The organism is Cyclobacterium roseum (genome assembly GCF_010119225.1).
GTDB classification, from domain to species: domain Bacteria; phylum Bacteroidota; class Bacteroidia; order Cytophagales; family Cyclobacteriaceae; genus Cyclobacterium; species Cyclobacterium roseum.
This window is the reverse complement of sequence record NZ_WNKF01000005.1, coordinates 176,750-192,637: the sequence shown is the minus strand read 5'-3', so window position 1 is coordinate 192,637 and position 15,888 is coordinate 176,750. Positions and strand designations below refer to the sequence as shown.

Sequence of the window (15,888 nt, the reverse complement as noted above, 5' to 3'; positions counted from 1 at the left end):
TATTTTTGGAAAAAAATAAGTCTGATTAAACAAAGTATTAAAACAATACGTATATTGAAATGATATCAATTTAATACTATACTAATATGGAAAAAACAATCAAACCCCTCTCTGGCTACCTCATGCTTTTGGTGGCCCTTGGTATTTTAGTACTGGCCATTTTCGGCTTTGCTGCGAAGGCTTTTCTTTTGGCCCTACCGGCCGCTTTGGCCTTCTTTCTGGTCCTTCCCGGATTTTTCATCGTTGAACCCAACAAAGCGATGGTATTATTGCTTTTCGGATCCTATAAGGGCACGGTGAAGGCAGATGGTTTTTTTTGGGTGAATCCGTTCATGACCAAAAAGAAAATTTCCTTGCGAGTCAGGAATTTTGAGAACAAGCCCCTGAAAGTAAATGACAAGATTGGTAACCCGGTAATGGTTGGCACCATCGTGGTTTGGCAAGTGGAAGATACCTTTAAGGCTTCTTTTGACGTGGATGATTATGAAAATTTCGTACACTTGCAGGCCGATGCGGCTGTTCGTAAGATGGCCGGTACGTATCCCTATGACAATTTTGAGGACGAGCATGCGGAGGTGACCCTGCGCTCCGGGGTGGAAGATGTAAATAAATCCCTGGAAGACGAGATCAGTGACCGCCTGCAACATGCGGGGATAAAAGTCATTGAGGCCCGGATTTCCCATTTGGCCTATTCTTCGGAAATTGCCTCCGCCATGCTTCAGCGGCAGCAGGCCACGGCCATTGTCGCTGCCAGAAGGATGATTGTCGATGGAGCCGTGGGAATGGTGGAAATGGCCCTGGAAGACCTAAAAATCAAAGGTATCATTGATTTCGAAGATGAGAAAAAAGCAGCCATGGTAAGTAATCTGATGGTGGTGCTTTGTTCGGACAAGAACGCCAGCCCGGTCGTAAATGTGGGTACATTAAACCCCTAAGGATGGTGTACAAGGAAAGTCAGCCCTTAAAAAAAACATGGCTGGTACCATTTGTTTTGGTGGTGCAGCTGCTTGTGGGTATGTTGGCATTGGCAGGAGGTTATTCCACGGAGCAGCCCATGCAAGGCTGGATAAGTTTTGGAATCGTGCTCTTGGTGAGTGGGAGTTTGTTAGTATTGTTTTTAAGCATGCGGCTGGAGATACGAATGGATGCCACTGGATTCCGTTTTAGGAGTCCTCCATTTGTAAATACTTGGAAAAAGTATCCCTGGGAGGAGGTGAAAGACATCCAATTGCTTACTACCCGATCATTCGGGTCCTTTGGGGGCTTCGGGTTATTGGGATGGAGCATCGGAATACGCAGAGGTTGGAATGGCGAATGGCGCTATGTATTTAGCTCTGGGAATGCGGTGCGGATTTTCCTGAAGGACAGCCGGTTTGTACTAAGCACACGCAGGCCAAAAGAATTGATGGCTGCATGGGAAGAATGGAAAGTAGGAACGTAAGATTATGGCGCAGAAGAAACCCTTTGCCCTAAGGATAGATGAAAGGCTGATGAAAGCCGTTGAAAAGTGGGCATCCGATGAATTCAGAAGTACCAATGGCCAATTGGAATGGTTAATCCACGATGCCTTGAAAAAGGCGGGCAGGCTCCCCGGAAAAAAATCAACGGAGGATCGTAATGGTAGCGATTGATTTCAGCTACCTGTAGGAGTTCTCATTTTCCAACAGTTGCTTGCTACAATTATTTTTAAGTACATTTGAAAGGAACCATTTCCGGGCTGGGACCGGAAGGCAGACGAAAAAGATGATGAATACAACGGAAGAAGAAAAAATAAACGCCTTGATGGCTAAACTTTTGGATGAGACGGAAGAAGAACCCCTTCGCTATGCGGAACATTTGGCTCGCATGGGCGGCCCCGAAGTGCATCGTCAATTGGTCGGTGTATTGAACAAGGGAAACATGGAGGAGGCGTTTTTAGCTGCCAAAACGCTGGGCATGATGGAGGAGGATAAAGATAAGTCGTTGGATGCCCTCCTGGATGTGATCCATAAACCTTCGAATTCCAGCCAAAATGGCGCACTCGTGTCGCTGCTGGAGCAATTTGATTTGACTGAGAAGTTTGTTGATTTATTTCGAATATTTCTTTTCGGCAACTTTAAAGCATCTGCATTGGCAAAAGTCCACCTGGACTACGAGGAATTTGCGATCAGTCCCCGCACCTTGAAGAAAGCAGAAAAGCACTGGCAGCATTTCCTGAACAACCCCCGAAAAGAGGATGATGCGTACGAATTGAAGAAAGAAGAAGCCCAAACCATTTTGAAGGAATTGCATGAATTGTTTGAAGGGGAATAGAGTACCTTTCAGGTAAATAAATAGTCCTAATTTAAAAAGTAACCCAATATAACTAAATAACTATCCTTTATCATGAGCCGCTATGTGTTAAGAATTTGTTTGAGTCTGATTGTTTTTGTTTTTCAAGTGGGCATTAGTACTGCCCAGAAAGACTGGAAAGACCTGGTTACAGTCGAAGATCTCTATCAAGCCCATCCCGAGACGGTAGAAGGGCTTTTTGCACACCTGGACCTGGAGCTCCCTAATCTTGCTAACGTAAAACAAGCTCGAGAAAGGGGAAATTGGGTAGCGGCGGGTGAGGAGCTGCTTGAATATTATCAATCCACCGACCAGGCTGAATCTTTCCGCAAGCCGGTGCCTATGGTCACCGAGAAAACCATTGCTGAAGCGGACACCATTTTGAAAAATATTTTTACCATTCAAAATGTCAAAGGTGAGGTGCCTATTCTTCCGGATGGCCATCGGGACTGGTATTACAAAGGCCCCAACAACGATCGGGAGTGGGCCTGGCTATCCAACAGGCATAGCCAGTTGATGGTAGTCATGAATGCTTATTTTGAAACCGGTAACCCAAAATATGCGGAATACCTGGACTTATTTTTACGTGATTTTATTTTGAAAAGCATGCCTTACCCGGCAGAGAAAGGTTCGGAGTCCATTTGGCGCGGGCTGGAAGTGGCCGCCAGGGCCAAAGTCTGGACCAGGGTTTTTTATGGCATGTTGCAGAACGAATATCTCTCTCCGGCCACCCGTTTGTTGATGCTTAGTAGTTTGCCGGATCATGCACATTACAGTCGAAATTTTCATGGTGGAAATAACTGGTTGACCATGGAAATATCCGCATTGGCCACTATTGCTGCTTACTTCCCTGAATTCCGGGAATCAGATGCCTGGTTGGATTATGCGATAGCAGCCATGACCGAAAGTATGCGGGATCAGGTTTATCCCGACGGGGTACAGACAGAGCTTGCTTCTCACTATCACAATGTGTCCTTACATAATTTTGAACTGTTCCAAACCATTTGTGAGGAAGCAGATAGAACCCTCCCCTCCTTTTATACCCAGACGATTGAAAGCATGTACGGGTACATTGCCCGGGCGGTAAGACCGGATGGACACCGGATCTTAAATAATGATGGAGATCGGGGCAGTGACCGGAGCCTGATTCTGGAAGGGGCAGAAAAATTCAACAAGCCCGAATGGGCATTTATCGCCAGTAATGGACGGGAAGGAAGTAGGCCGACGGATGGCCCCTCGTATTTTTTCCCCTGGGCAGGACAGCTGATCAGCCGAAGCGGATTTGATTCGCTGGCCCATTGGTCATTCTTTGATATGGGTCCTTGGGGTAGTGGACACCAGCACAACGATAAATTGCATCTTTCGGTAGCTGCTTTCGGAAAGGATTTTCTGGTCGATGCGGGCCGGTTTGCCTACACGGGAGCCGTAGCGGAAAAATTCCGACCTTATGCCCGCAGTAGCCGGGGACATAACGTCCTCTTGATCGATGGAAACGGCCAGGCAGCAGGCCCTACCCATGCTACCGAAGCCTTAGGTGAAAAATTTGTACAGGTTACCGAAGCGTATGATTTTGCCTCCCAGTCTTTTGATCGTTTTGAAGATTTGGATGGAGCAGCCAGTCATATTCGTAGTTTGTTGTATGTTCGAGGTCGTTTTTGGATCGTGGCAGATAGGGTTCTCACAGACCAACCCAGAGAAATACAGGCCTTATGGCATTGGCACCCCGATGTGGAGGCAGCGGTAAATGAACAGCAAGTAACCGGAATGCTGCCGGAGGGAGTGTTATCCCTTTCCTTGGTTAGCCCCGCGGTTTTTGACGTATCCGTTATCCAGGGCCAGGAGGCTCCGGAAATACAAGGATGGTACAGCCCCGAGTACAACTTGTACGAACCCAATGCAGCGACCTTATTTGAAGGCAGGCTAGAGCAGGATCAGACGCTGGTTTGGCTATTGGCTCCAGGAGAAAGCGATTTAGTGGGGGAGCATCAGGTTAAAATTTTATCCGAAAACGACCAGCATATTGAACTGGAAGTTCAGTTTGCAGAGGAAATTTGGCACCTGGTTATTCCCTTTCTGGATAGTAGCCATGTAAAGCTTACCAAAATCAAATAAAAAAAGCCTCTTCTTAAACATGTAAGAAGAGGCTTTCTAATTTTTTTTTTAATGTTAACCCAGTTAGTTGGCAACTGGCATGTTTTCCTTATCAATGTTAATGATTTCCACGGTAATGTTTCTTTCTTTGGCATTGATTTGGAAATCCCTGATGACTTCGATCACATCGTAATCGATGATTTTTGAATTGGTCCCATCAATGATTACCCTTTTATTGTCTCCTACATGCTTGAGTGTCTTGATAAGGGAACCCTTATTCAGAAAACTCACCTCTTCCGCAAGAATGATGTGAACAATGTCCTCGTCGTCTTGTCGGGAATCTTTGAAGAAGTGAGAGTTTTTGTAATTTCTCATCAGGATATAGACAATACCGACGATCATTCCCATTCCGATTCCTTTGAGAAGATCAAAGAAAATGATACCTAAAATAGTGATCAAAAAAGGTAAAAATTGATCCCAACCCAACTTGTACATGGACTTGAAAAGGGAAACTTTGGCTAGTTTGTATCCAATTACCAATAGGATAGCTGCTAAACTGGCAAGCGGGATCAAATTCAATAGGTTAGGAATCAAGAACACACTTAGAAGGAGTAATAGGCCATGAAATACGGCTGACATTTTTGATTTTGCTCCTGAGTTGATATTAGCCGAACTCCTGACAATTACGGCAGTGATTGGCATTCCCCCCACCAGGCCGTTGACCATGTTTCCAGCTCCCTGGGCGAGTAGTTCCCGGTTTGGAGGCGATACTCGTTTCTGAGGATCAATTTTATCGGCCGCTTCCAGACTCAATAGTGTTTCCAAACTGGCAATAATGGCAATGGTTATGGCCACAACCCAAACCTCCGGGTTAAATACTCCCGAAAAATCGGGGAAGAATAAATGATCACCCAGACTGGAAAAACCGGTTATTTCAGGTAATGTCACCTTGTTTTCAGTACCAATATACAAGTTCGGAATAACAAATTTAAAAAATTTATTGATTCCGATACTTAATAATACAGCAAGCAGAGGACCAGGAATAAATTTTAAAAATGAATGATTTTTGACAAATGGCTTTTCCCAAAGGATCAAGATAGCTAACGAAAAAAGGGCGATAATAATCGCTCCCATTTCCAGGGTATTCATTAAGGACTGTAGGGCAAGAACGGCTTGGAAATCATTTACCAGCGGAATGAAGTCTTCAACCAATTCGCTAGAATTAGTACCGAAAACAAAAGGTAATTGTTTTATAATCAATATGATACCTATGCCGGCAAGCATTCCTTTGATCACCGAAGTGGGGAAATAATAGCCAATCACTCCTGCTTTGATAAATCCGAGAACCAACTGGATGATCCCAGCAATTACCAGTGCTGTAAGAAAAAGTTCGTATGCCTGCAAATCCTCAATGGCATTCAAGACAATAACGGTCAATCCAGCAGCAGGTCCGGAAACGGCCGTATGCGAACCCGAAAGCGCACCTACCACGATTCCGCCAACGATTCCGGCAATTACTCCGGAAAACAAAGGAGCTCCGGAAGAAAGGGCAATCCCTAAGCACAGTGGCAAGGCCACCAAAAAAACGACGAGACCTGCAGGTAAATCCGAACTTAGATTTGAAAAAATTCCGTTTTTATTCGACATGATGGTTGGTTTTTTTAGTTTTAATGGGTTAGTTTTAATCCGGTTCTTTTTAAAGTAAACAGTCCGGTTCCGACCGGAGAACTAAATTTAATCGATATAAAGAAAATTTTTATTATGATTTACATAAGCAAATTTAATACAAAAGGGTTCAATTAGCATTGTAATTATAAAAGAAACCTCCGGTATTCGCTGAAAAGAGTAAAGGATTTCAACTTAACATCCTTATTAAACTGCGGCACTTATAGCCTTTTCCTTGCCATGTAAATAAAATTCCATGTTTAAAAAGTAAAAGTCAAGTTTTCGAGGATGAAATCCCTCATTTTTAGGATGAATCATATTCCGGTATAGGTAAACGGACTGATCTTTTTCAATTCATTCTTAATTTCAGGGGATACCTCCAGGGTATTGATAAATTCACTAATGGCCTCTTTCGTAATGGCCTGGTTGGTGCGGGTTAACGATTTGAGTGCTTCGTAAGGTTTCGGGTACCCTTCTCTTCTTAAAATCGTCTGGATGGCTTCGGCGACCACTGCCCAGTTATCTTCCAGGTCTTTATTAATGGCGGACTGATTCAATTCCAGCTTATCTATTCCTTTTTCCAGGGAAACATAGGAGATCAGCATGTGCGCCAGGGGGACACCAAGCACCCGGAGCACGGTACTATCGGTAAGGTCACGTTGCAAGCGGCTGACAGGTAATTTAGCTGACAGGTGTTCCAGGAGGGCATTGGCAATTCCCAGATTTCCTTCCGCATTTTCAAAATCGATGGGGTTTACCTTATGAGGCATGGCCGAAGAGCCCACTTCACCTGCTTTAATTTTTTGCTTGAAATAATTCATCGCTACGTACTGCCAGATATCCCGGCTAAAATCAAGCAAAATAGTATTCATTCGTTTCAACCCATCCATATGAGCTGCCAGATGGTCGTAGTGCTCGATTTGAGTCGTGGGGAAGCTTCTTTTCAATCCTAATTTTTCGGTGACAAAAGCATCGGCAAATTCTTTCCAGTCAATTTGCGGGTAGGCAACGAAATGCGCGTTCATGTTTCCGGTGGCTCCACCAAACTTTCCAGCAAAAGGGACTTTCTGAAGTAGTCCAAGCTGCTCATTCAGACGACTGACAAAAACCTGCATTTCTTTACCAAGCCGGGTAGGCGAAGCTGGTTGCCCGTGGGTTTTCGCCAGCATGGGAACGGCTTCCCACTCCTCTGATCGGCTGATCAACCGTTTAATGACCTGATCCAGTGCGGGAAGCAGTACCTCTTGGATGCCATCCCTGTACATCATGGGTATGGCGGTGTTATTAATGTCCTGCGAGGTAAGACCAAAATGAATAAATTCCGAAACACGCTCAAGTCCCAGGGACTGAAACCGATCTTTCAAAAAATACTCGACTGCCTTGACATCATGATTGGTCACTTTTTCGATGTCTTTGATTACTTGAGCATCTTTCTCATCAAAATCCCTTTCGATTTCACGGATATCACTGAATTTATTTTTATCTACACTTTCCAGTTGAGCTAAAGGCAATTCGCACAGGGCGATAAAGTATTCGATTTCCACTTTTACCCGGTACCGAATCAGGGCAAATTCGGAAAAATAGTCGCTTAAAGGGCTGGTTTTGGAGGCATACCGCCCATCAATCGAAGATATTGCAGTAAGTGGGGAAAGTTTCATGGGTATCCTTTTCGGTCTATTAAGGTGCAAAATTAATTCCTTTTATTGAAAAGGAGCGCTTCTGCCTCAAATTATTGGCATAAAAAAAGCCCCCTGTATCAGGGAGCTTGTTCGAATTCATTTGAAACGGGTAGTTAATAATTGGGATAATTCCGGATAAGTTGTAGCCGTAGGGCGTCTTCAGAGTTGCTTTCAGCTTGGTTTTTTCCTCTGATTACAAGGGTATAAACCCTTCCTTCTCTCAGGTAGACATCGTTCAGCCGGGCCCACTCTTCGTTTCCATCCGCTGACATAATAATAAGGTCTGTTTCGCCTTGCGTTACATTAATAAAGTCTGTAATCTCCATGAATTCATTTCCCTGAAATAGTGGATCGGAAGCATCTCTTTGGAAAATGCGCACTTCCGGACTATCCGGGGAAAGGTGAACAAGGCGGACCAGGGCATTACCGGTTGCAGGAATGCCCAGGCTGTCCTCTATAAATAGCGTCTGTAAATCGCCTTCCTCCTCTGCCATAAAGAAAGAGTAGGCTTTCTCCACTTCCAGCGTCACTGCCGTATCCAGGAGAGATTGATCCGAAGCAGGGTCTTTGAAAGAAAAATTTCTTTCACCGGTGAAAAAATACCAGTATTCAATGAACTGCCCGTAGTCAAAATGCTTCCGATCATAGACGCGCTCATCTACTTCAATCTTTATTTCATGACCGGCAGTGGTTCCGTTATAGAAGGATACATAGGCCCTTGGCGTATTTCCTATGGACTCACTATCCAAATCCATACAGGAAAAGGTAAGCGGTAGGACGAAAAGCAGTGCGAATACTTGCCATTTAAATTTTATTTTTCTCATGTAGTGCATTAATTGGGTGGTCATACTATAGTTTGGTTTAGTCATTTAATGTCAATACGAAAAATGCATGCAAAGTGCGACTATGCATGGCAAAAATTTTTCCCGTTAGATGAGAACCATATGCTTAAAGCCCGGGTTAGAATAGTGAAAATACCCGCTGGTTTTAGGTAAATAAAGGCGGGTACGTTAATTTTAGGTGCGAAAGCCATTCAAATTTATATCCCACATACATATGCGGTTTAATTTATTTAAAAAGAATAAAACGGAATCTGAAAAGAAGGAAGATAATTATTTGACATTAAGGATACGGGAAACCGTCCGGGAAACCCCAGATACTGTGACGGTATATTTCGAGCAGCCGGAGCCTTTTCTAGACTACAAACCGGGGCAGTTCCTGACACTCCTTTTAGAAATTGATGGAAAGCAGGAGAGGCGTTCGTATAGCCTGTGTACCTCGCCATTCGTAGATCCTTTTCCCGGTATTACCGTCAAACGCTTGAAAGGTGGACTGGTATCTAACTACATCAACGAGCATTTTCATCCGGGAAAGCGGGTAACGGTCATGAAACCCTTAGGTAATTTTGTTTCGGATTACCATTCCCAAAATAAGCGGCGGTATGGAATGGTAGCCGGGGGTAGTGGTATTACGCCCATCATGGGTATCCTAAAATCCATATTGGTGAACGAGCCCCACTCAGAAACGCATCTGTTGTATTGTAGTCGTTCTGAGGAAATGATCATTTTTAAAGAGGCGATCGAAACGTTACACGAAGCCTACCCGGGCAGGCTTCGTGTATGGCATCAATTGTCCCAGCCCGGCCCTGCCTGGGCAGGGGCATGCGGTAGGATGGATAAAGAAACGATAAAATCATTCTTTTCAAACCTTATCGAGTCCAGGGAGCTGGAAACCCGATTTTTCGTTTGCGGACCGGAAGGGATGATGGCCACGGCCAAAACGACTTTACGAGAGCTGGGGGCATCAGAGGAAAGCATTTTATCAGAGAGTTTTTACTTGGAAAAGGAAGTAAACGAACCCAATGAAGCGTTGACGGAGCTAGTGAGCCGGCCGGTAACAATCGTGCTGGAAGGGGAAGAACATGCTTTCGACGTGGAGCCTGGCAAAACCATCCTGGAAGCAGGTTTGGAAGAGGGGCTGGACATGCCTTATTCCTGCCAAAGTGGACTTTGCACGGCCTGCCGGGGTAAATTGCTTTCAGGAGAGGTGTCCATGATGGAAGATGCCGGCTTAAGTGAAAAAGAGATTGCAGAGGGGTTCATTCTTTGTTGTTCTTCTAAGCCATCAAATTCTGAAGTGAAAGTGAACATCGAATGATAGAGAATACCGAACGACTAAAAAGCCTGAAAAAAGATTTTAGGTTATTGGAACGAAACGTACTGCTATTAATCGCTGTTCCTTTGCCTTTCTTTTCCTTTGCCTACCTGTATGCTACCAGTAGTACCCTTTCGCTGGATCTTCCTGAGCTTCCCGAATTCCTTAATTATGTTACGTTGAGTCTGGTAATCGTCTTGCTGGTGATGCAACAGGTGGCTTTCCAAAAACGCATTCGCAAAGTCAAAAAAAGCGAGGCCGACCTGGAAAGCCGCATAAAAAGTTACGCAACGGCCACCTTTTTAAGGTATTGGCAGTTATTTTGGGTCGGTATCCTGACGGCCTTCGGGTTGTTTTTTTATGATAATCAAGGGTTTACGATTATGTATGGGGTGAATTTAATGTTTATTTCCCTGGGAAAGCCGACACCCCACCGAATCGTAACCTCCTTACGTTTAAAAAAAGAAGAAAAGGACCTGGTGTATGAAATCAACAAAAGAGACGATTAATTACACCAGGCTCAAGGGATAAGCTTTGACTTCAGAGGGGAAGAATGGCAATGTTCCCGGAACTGATCTTACCTTTTATAGTGGGAAAATTCCCATTATGGATGGAAAGCGACCTGGATTGCGAATGATTTGCTACCCGGATGTTCCCACTTCCTGCCTGAAGTTCGTAGTTATATGACTGGAGATTGCTAGACGTGTGAATCTGTATGTTGCCCGATGATCCGTGAAAGTAGGAGTAGCTTCCCAAACCGGCCCGATCGGCTTTGATGTTTCCGGAGGTGATTTCCAGTTTCCCTAATTCTCCGATTTGGTCCAGGCGCATGTTACCTGAGGTGAGTTGGGCATTTAGAATACCATTCACGGAAAAGGCTTTAAATTGGCCGCTGGTCGCTTTGAAATCCACATTACCATTGATTTGTTCTAAGAAGGCATTTCCTGAAGTTATCTGGCAATCCACATGGCCATCGATGTTTTCCAAACGAATGTTTCCCGAGCTTCCCTTGACCAAAACTGCTCCGCTGATTTCCTTTCCATGGATCTGCCCGGACCCCACTTGTAGCCGGGTATCCGAGGCGCGAACGCCAGATACGGCCAATGAGCCGGAACCATTATTGACATCCAATTGGATTGCCGAAGGCCCTTTTATCCGGATGTATTTTTTATTACTCCAGCTTCCCCTGGGCGGATTGTAGGCAATTTTCAAGGTATTGCCGACGGTTACCATTACCAGGGTTTTGTCTGTATTTTCATTGGAGCCCAGAAGTGCTTCCAGAAGGATCTGGTTCCTTCCTTCTTCGCCTTCGTATGCGATAGCGATGGCCCCGGAGCTGATTTCTAATTTTTGTATTCCGGCAAAGGATTTTTGAATCAATTCCTGAGATTGAGCAAAGTGGCTTCCAAAGGCAACAAAAAGGAAGGATAATAACCAAATTTTCGATAAGAATTTCATAGTTGAGTGGGGTTAAATTAAAATACTAGGCCGAAACTAATGGGATTCAGATCAGGGCTAAGGGATTGGTGAAACACAGGATTGAGATCATAGGTGGTGAAAAAGGTGACGCTTTTAAACCCTACCTCAGCCCGAATACCGTAGCGAAAATTATTCAGGTAGCTTCCTGCCGGTTCTTTTTCCTTTTTCCTTCCGGATCCATTGAGTTCGCGGTAGACAAATTTGCTGCGACCACCTAAACGATAGCCGGCATAGGGGCCAATCCCGATACGTAGGCCATCCCTTCCTGAGTCGTTGTATTTCCCAAAATCAAATTTGAAAAGGGTCAATGCATTGAGATATGAGGCCGAAATCTTACTTTTAAAACCATTCACATCGGTTCGATTGATAAAAGATACCCCATCTTCTGATCCAACGGCCTGGTAGCGGGGATTGTCCAGTTTAAAATTGTACCAACTTACCCCCAACCCGAAATCCCAGAAGGCTCCTTTACTTAGTTTTTGGCTGGCCATCCAGTGAAACCCGACGTTCCAGCTGCCCCAGCCTTTGGGACTGTAGGCTGCCCCGGCACCGGGTATCGTTCCGGATTCCATGTAACTGTTGATGCCAATATCGGTATTAAAGTAAGTACGAAAGGGAGGGTCCTTTTTTTCTTTTGGAATGGTTTCCACTTTGACTTTCGTACGGTTGCCCGTTTCATCGACGATCAATTTGTACCGGCCTACGGTTACTTCCGTTTCTCCCACATCCTCATAAATGCTTACGATCTCTTTTTGTCCGCCTTTTTGCCTGATTTCTACGACGGTCAACTCACCCTCATTTTTGGTTTCAGGTAAATTCAGCTCCCTAATGATCTGATTGATATCCATTTTTTTCAAACGCTCGAAATCATCCGGATTATCGATCACAAAGACCACCTTGCCGGAGTTACCGAACTCCACAATAATGCTGTCATTTACCGGTTTTTCTTCCGTATGGATTGGCTTTCCGAAAGCCATCTGAACCAAAGCCATGAAAACCATGGCAATCACGTACTTTTTCATATTTCCCATTTTTATTTGGTGTTTTTTCGATCTTTTCTAGTAGTCAGGGAGGCAAATATGGTATTCTTTGCATCCTGTAATTCACCAAAGCCCTCATCCACTCTGGTGAAAAACACGCCGATTTTAGTTTCCAATTCCTCTACTAGCTTATCTTTCTCCGGCTGAAGGGCGTAGCCTCTTGAGACTACCCTAACGGTATAATCTTCTCCAGGCTGTTCCGTCTGCGTATCCGACAGAAAGTTCTGTTCTTCCCTGTTCAGGTCCATCTGTGGTGGTTCGATGATTTCCGGCTTCCCGGTAGCGGCCACGGCCACCGGCTCGGAAATTTCTCTCGGCGCGTTTCCTGCCGGAGATGAAACGACCGGGTCTTGCTGAGGTACCTGGCGATTGGGGATTATTTCCTTTTTCTTATTGGTTTCTTTTTTGGGGAGGACCTCTGTTTGACTGTTTGGTTTTTCTTCGGGTTTTTCGGGTTGCTCGGCTGTTTGACCGGAGGGCGAAGCGGACTTTTCCGGTAACGATTCCTGAATGGCGGCCGTTTGACGCTCAGTTTCCTTGAAAGTGTCTACGACATAGAATACCCCTGCCACGCCTACGAGTAAGAGGATCGCGGCAGCCCATCTACTCCAAAGAAGGAAGATTGGTTTTTTCCTTTTATCCAACCTGTCAGAGATGCGCTCCCATACCTGCTCATCGGGAATCGTTTGATGTCCGGACAGGGCCTTTCGGAATACGGTATCCATATTTTTTTTCTTATCTTCCATTTCGTTTTACCGTTTTGTTCTGATTCGTTGTAATTTTTTGTTGAAGAATGGCCCGTGCCCTACTCAATTGGGACTTGGAGGTGTTTTCCGAGATGTCCAGCATTTCGCAGATTTCCCTATGGGTATATCCTTCTATCGCATACAGGTTAAAAACCGTTCGGTATCCCACAGGCAGGGCTGCTACCAGCTGTAATAAATCTTCCACCTCCAATGTGTTCAGGTCCGGGGCAATGCTGAAACCCTGCTCTGGTTCATCCAGGTTTACCTCCATGGCTAGTTTTTTATTTTTTCTAAGTGTAAGCAAGGCCTGGGTGACGATCACCCGCTTCATCCACCCTTCAAAGCTTCCTTCACCTTTAAACTGAGAAAGGCTTTCAAATATTTTCATAAATCCTTCCACCAATACATCCTGCGCCAATTCCCGATTTTTCACATACCGCATGCAGATCGAAAGAAAATTTCCAGAATAGTATTCGTACAATTGCCGTTGGGATTTTCTGTTTCCCTTAAGGCAACCGTCGATCAATTCTTCCTCCCTACGTAAATTATTGGCTGACATGGTTGATGGCTTACAATTAGGTAGATGCATCCTGCTAAAAAAAGGTTGCACGGCCAGTTAAAAATAGTTTAAAAAAAAGGAATTACAGGTAAGGTTGTGGGCTAAAAAAAACTGAATGTCAGTGGTTTGGTTTTAATAGCTTGCCTGGTAATCGATCGTAATTTCCGTTTTTTCCCATTGGTTTTTTTCTACGGTCACCGGATGGATGAAACTATCTAAATCGAATACGTTGGCGAAATAACCTTTTTCCTCAATGGTAAACAACGAGTATCTCCCAGGTGGAAGTTTCACCTGGAAACGGCCGGATTCATCCGTTTCTACCTCTGTAATGAGCGGAGTTTCGATGTCACCAAAAAGGTAATCCCCAAGGCTGGCCTCATTGATATGGGTCAGCTCGTGAATCCGAATCGTCCGTTTGACAGGTTGTTTTTTTGATCCTGACGGGGAGGCATCTCCGGATTGGGAGGCTTGGGGCATTTGGTTTCCATCTATCCAATAAACGTGTCCCTGTATTCCCTCGCCGGGAAGAGTGGATGTGGTTTTGGGAGTTTCTTTTTCTGAGGGTTGTGCTTCCGTCTGTTTGGAAGTCTGAGGTGCTTTCCGGGAAGATTTACAGGAGGAGACCAGAAAGGAAACTAATAAAATCAGCAGGAAAATGTGGAGGAGTGATTTCATGAATGCCTGGTATTATTTATTGTTAAAAATGAGGTAAGGTATTACTGAAATTTCAGCTAAATCCCCGTAAATAGTTCGAAGGATTCCAAATAATGTGGACAAATGGTGTTCCATTGAAACTTGTCTTTCAAAATTCTGGCCAGTTTTTCGCTTGCTTCCTTTTCCCCATGCACCAGGAAAGTGAATTTAGGTTTGGAGATAAAATTCTCGCACCAATTGACCAGCTCTTCCTGATCGGCATGAGCCGAAAGGCCGTCAATAAAATGAATGGCAGCCTTTACCGGCACATCGATGCCATATATCCGGCAGGTATCTTCTCCATCCAGTAACTTCCGTCCGCGGGTGCCTTCGGGCTGAAAGCCTACAAAAATAACACTGTCGTTTTCATTGGGTAGCCGGTGATACAGGTGATGTAGGATTCTGCCGCCGGTGGCCATGCCACTGGCGGAAATAATGATTGCATCTCCCCGGAGTTGATTCAGGCTCATGGAGGCCTCCTGTTCCCGGTAATAGTGGAGATTTTTATGCAAGAAAGGATTGGCACCTTTTTCCTCCAGGGAGGGGCCCAGGTGATGGTAATGGCTGAATTTTTTATACAATTCAGTGACATTAATAGCCATCGGGCTATCCACATAAATGGGAATTTCTGGAATCAATCCTTTTTCCTGTAGGCGATGCAAATAAAACAGAAGCATCTGTGTCCGTCCCACAGCAAAGGAAGGGATGAGCGAAATGCCTCCTTTTTGGTACGTTTCCCGGATGATTTTGCCCAGACGCTTGTCCACATCGGAAGCGTTATTTAACCGGTCACCGTAAGTGGATTCCAAAAACAGCACATCTCCAAATGGAATTTCGTCCGGTGGATTGAGGATGGGATCGCGGTACCTGCCCAGATCACCGGAGAAAATAAGTCTTTTCTCCTGATTGTCTCCCTTAATTAATACCTTCAGGATGGCTGCTCCCAAAATATGCCCTGCATTGTAGGCAGTCAGGGTAATTCGCTCGTTGATTTTTACTTCCTGTTCGAAATCAATGGGCTGAAGCAGTGGAAACACTTTTTCAGCATCTTCCTGTGTGAAGAGTGGAAGCGGTTTTTGATGTTTCGAATAGCCTTTTTTAGCTGCAAATTTGGCCTCTTCTTCCTGTAATTTTCCGGCATCTACTAATAGAATTTTTACCAGTTCCAAGGATGCTTCTGTCAGGTAAACGGGTCCCTGAAATCCTTCCTTAATAAATTTGGGGAGGTAACCGGAATGGTCAATGTGGGCATGGGTCAACAGCACGGCATCTACCTTGGATGGGTCCACAGGAAATGGCTCCCAGTTTCGCAACCTTAATTCTTTCAGCCCCTGAAAGAGACCACAATCAATCAAAAGGTTAAAGCCATCTATTTCCAATAAAAAGCGAGAGCCGGTGACAGTACCGGCTCCTCCCATAAATTTTACTTTAATATCCATATCAGGAACTTGTTTTTGCCAACCTGAATGTAA

16 protein-coding genes are annotated in these 15,888 nt (G+C 44.7%); 7 read left to right on the top strand and 9 right to left on the bottom strand.

Features of this window, described 5'->3' with window-relative positions:
• Positions 1-86 precede the first annotated feature (86 nt).
• From GJQ68_RS09475 to GJQ68_RS09455, 5 genes are all read left to right on the top strand, one after another.
• Positions 87-935, top strand: coding sequence for an SPFH domain-containing protein (locus tag GJQ68_RS09475; protein WP_162417061.1), 849 nt, complete (start codon positions 87-89; stop codon positions 933-935).
• A 2-nt stretch (positions 936-937) separates the two neighbouring features.
• A complete protein-coding gene (locus GJQ68_RS09470; protein WP_162417060.1) occupies positions 938-1,441 on the top strand; it encodes a hypothetical protein in 504 nt (167 codons plus the stop codon).
• Between the two features lie 4 nt (positions 1,442-1,445).
• Positions 1,446-1,631 carry an Arc family DNA binding domain-containing protein gene (locus GJQ68_RS09465; RefSeq protein WP_162417059.1) on the top strand — a complete coding sequence of 62 codons (186 nt, stop codon included), beginning with the start codon at positions 1,446-1,448 and terminating at the stop codon, positions 1,629-1,631.
• 112 nt (positions 1,632-1,743) lie between these two features.
• A complete protein-coding gene (locus tag GJQ68_RS09460; RefSeq protein WP_235941258.1) occupies positions 1,744-2,292 on the top strand; it encodes a HEAT repeat domain-containing protein in 549 nt (182 codons plus the stop codon).
• A 72-nt stretch (positions 2,293-2,364) separates the two neighbouring features.
• On the top strand, positions 2,365-4,422 hold the full coding sequence (locus GJQ68_RS09455) for an alginate lyase family protein (protein ID WP_162417058.1): 2,058 nt from the start codon (positions 2,365-2,367) through the stop codon (positions 4,420-4,422).
• 63 nt (positions 4,423-4,485) lie between these two features.
• Here the strand turns inward: GJQ68_RS09455 and GJQ68_RS09450 are convergent, their stop codons facing one another.
• From GJQ68_RS09450 to GJQ68_RS09440, 3 genes are all read right to left on the bottom strand, one after another.
• Positions 4,486-6,048, bottom strand: a complete 1,563-nt coding sequence (locus GJQ68_RS09450; RefSeq protein WP_162417057.1) for a SulP family inorganic anion transporter — start codon at positions 6,046-6,048, stop codon at positions 4,486-4,488.
• A 332-nt stretch (positions 6,049-6,380) separates the two neighbouring features.
• A complete protein-coding gene (gene purB / locus GJQ68_RS09445) occupies positions 6,381-7,724 on the bottom strand; it encodes an adenylosuccinate lyase (RefSeq protein WP_162417056.1) in 1,344 nt (447 codons plus the stop codon).
• A gap of 134 nt (positions 7,725-7,858) precedes the next feature.
• Entirely contained in the window at positions 7,859-8,593 is a 735-nt protein-coding gene (locus GJQ68_RS09440) for a DUF4397 domain-containing protein (RefSeq protein ID WP_162417055.1), read from the bottom strand.
• Between the two features lie 208 nt (positions 8,594-8,801).
• On the opposite strand from GJQ68_RS09440, the gene GJQ68_RS09435 reads away from it, so the two are divergent.
• Together GJQ68_RS09435 and GJQ68_RS09430 are read left to right on the top strand one after the other, a co-directional pair.
• Positions 8,802-9,902 carry a ferredoxin--NADP reductase gene (locus GJQ68_RS09435; protein WP_162417054.1) on the top strand — a complete coding sequence of 367 codons (1,101 nt, stop codon included), beginning with the start codon at positions 8,802-8,804 and terminating at the stop codon, positions 9,900-9,902.
• Positions 9,899-10,408 (top strand): hypothetical protein, encoded by a 510-nt coding sequence (locus tag GJQ68_RS09430; protein WP_235941257.1) that lies wholly within the window; start codon positions 9,899-9,901, stop codon positions 10,406-10,408. Before GJQ68_RS09435 ends, GJQ68_RS09430 begins: the two co-directional genes overlap by 4 nt.
• 31 nt (positions 10,409-10,439) lie before the next feature.
• Here GJQ68_RS09430 and GJQ68_RS09425 read toward each other — a convergent pair whose 3' ends face one another.
• The 6 genes from GJQ68_RS09425 to GJQ68_RS09400 all read right to left on the bottom strand — a co-directional run bounded on the left by GJQ68_RS09425 (position 10,440) and on the right by GJQ68_RS09400 (position 15,855).
• Positions 10,440-11,357, bottom strand: coding sequence for a DUF4097 family beta strand repeat-containing protein (locus GJQ68_RS09425; RefSeq protein WP_162417053.1), 918 nt, complete (start codon positions 11,355-11,357; stop codon positions 10,440-10,442).
• Between the two features lie 17 nt (positions 11,358-11,374).
• Positions 11,375-12,400: a hypothetical protein gene (locus GJQ68_RS09420; RefSeq protein ID WP_162417052.1), complete on the bottom strand. Its 1,026-nt coding sequence runs from the start codon at positions 12,398-12,400 to the stop codon at positions 11,375-11,377.
• Positions 12,401-12,411: 11 nt separating this feature from the next.
• On the bottom strand, positions 12,412-13,164 hold the full coding sequence (locus tag GJQ68_RS09415; protein ID WP_162417051.1) for a hypothetical protein: 753 nt from the start codon (positions 13,162-13,164) through the stop codon (positions 12,412-12,414).
• Positions 13,154-13,723 (bottom strand): RNA polymerase sigma factor, encoded by a 570-nt coding sequence (locus GJQ68_RS09410; RefSeq protein ID WP_162417050.1) that lies wholly within the window; start codon positions 13,721-13,723, stop codon positions 13,154-13,156. Before GJQ68_RS09410 ends, GJQ68_RS09415 begins: the two co-directional genes overlap by 11 nt.
• Before the next feature lie 132 nt (positions 13,724-13,855).
• Positions 13,856-14,398: a carboxypeptidase-like regulatory domain-containing protein gene (locus GJQ68_RS09405; RefSeq protein ID WP_162417049.1), complete on the bottom strand. Its 543-nt coding sequence runs from the start codon at positions 14,396-14,398 to the stop codon at positions 13,856-13,858.
• Positions 14,399-14,454: 56 nt separating this feature from the next.
• Complete coding sequence (locus GJQ68_RS09400; RefSeq protein ID WP_162417048.1) at positions 14,455-15,855, bottom strand: MBL fold metallo-hydrolase RNA specificity domain-containing protein; 1,401 nt, start codon at positions 15,853-15,855, stop codon at positions 14,455-14,457.
• Positions 15,856-15,888: the final 33 nt, after the last annotated feature.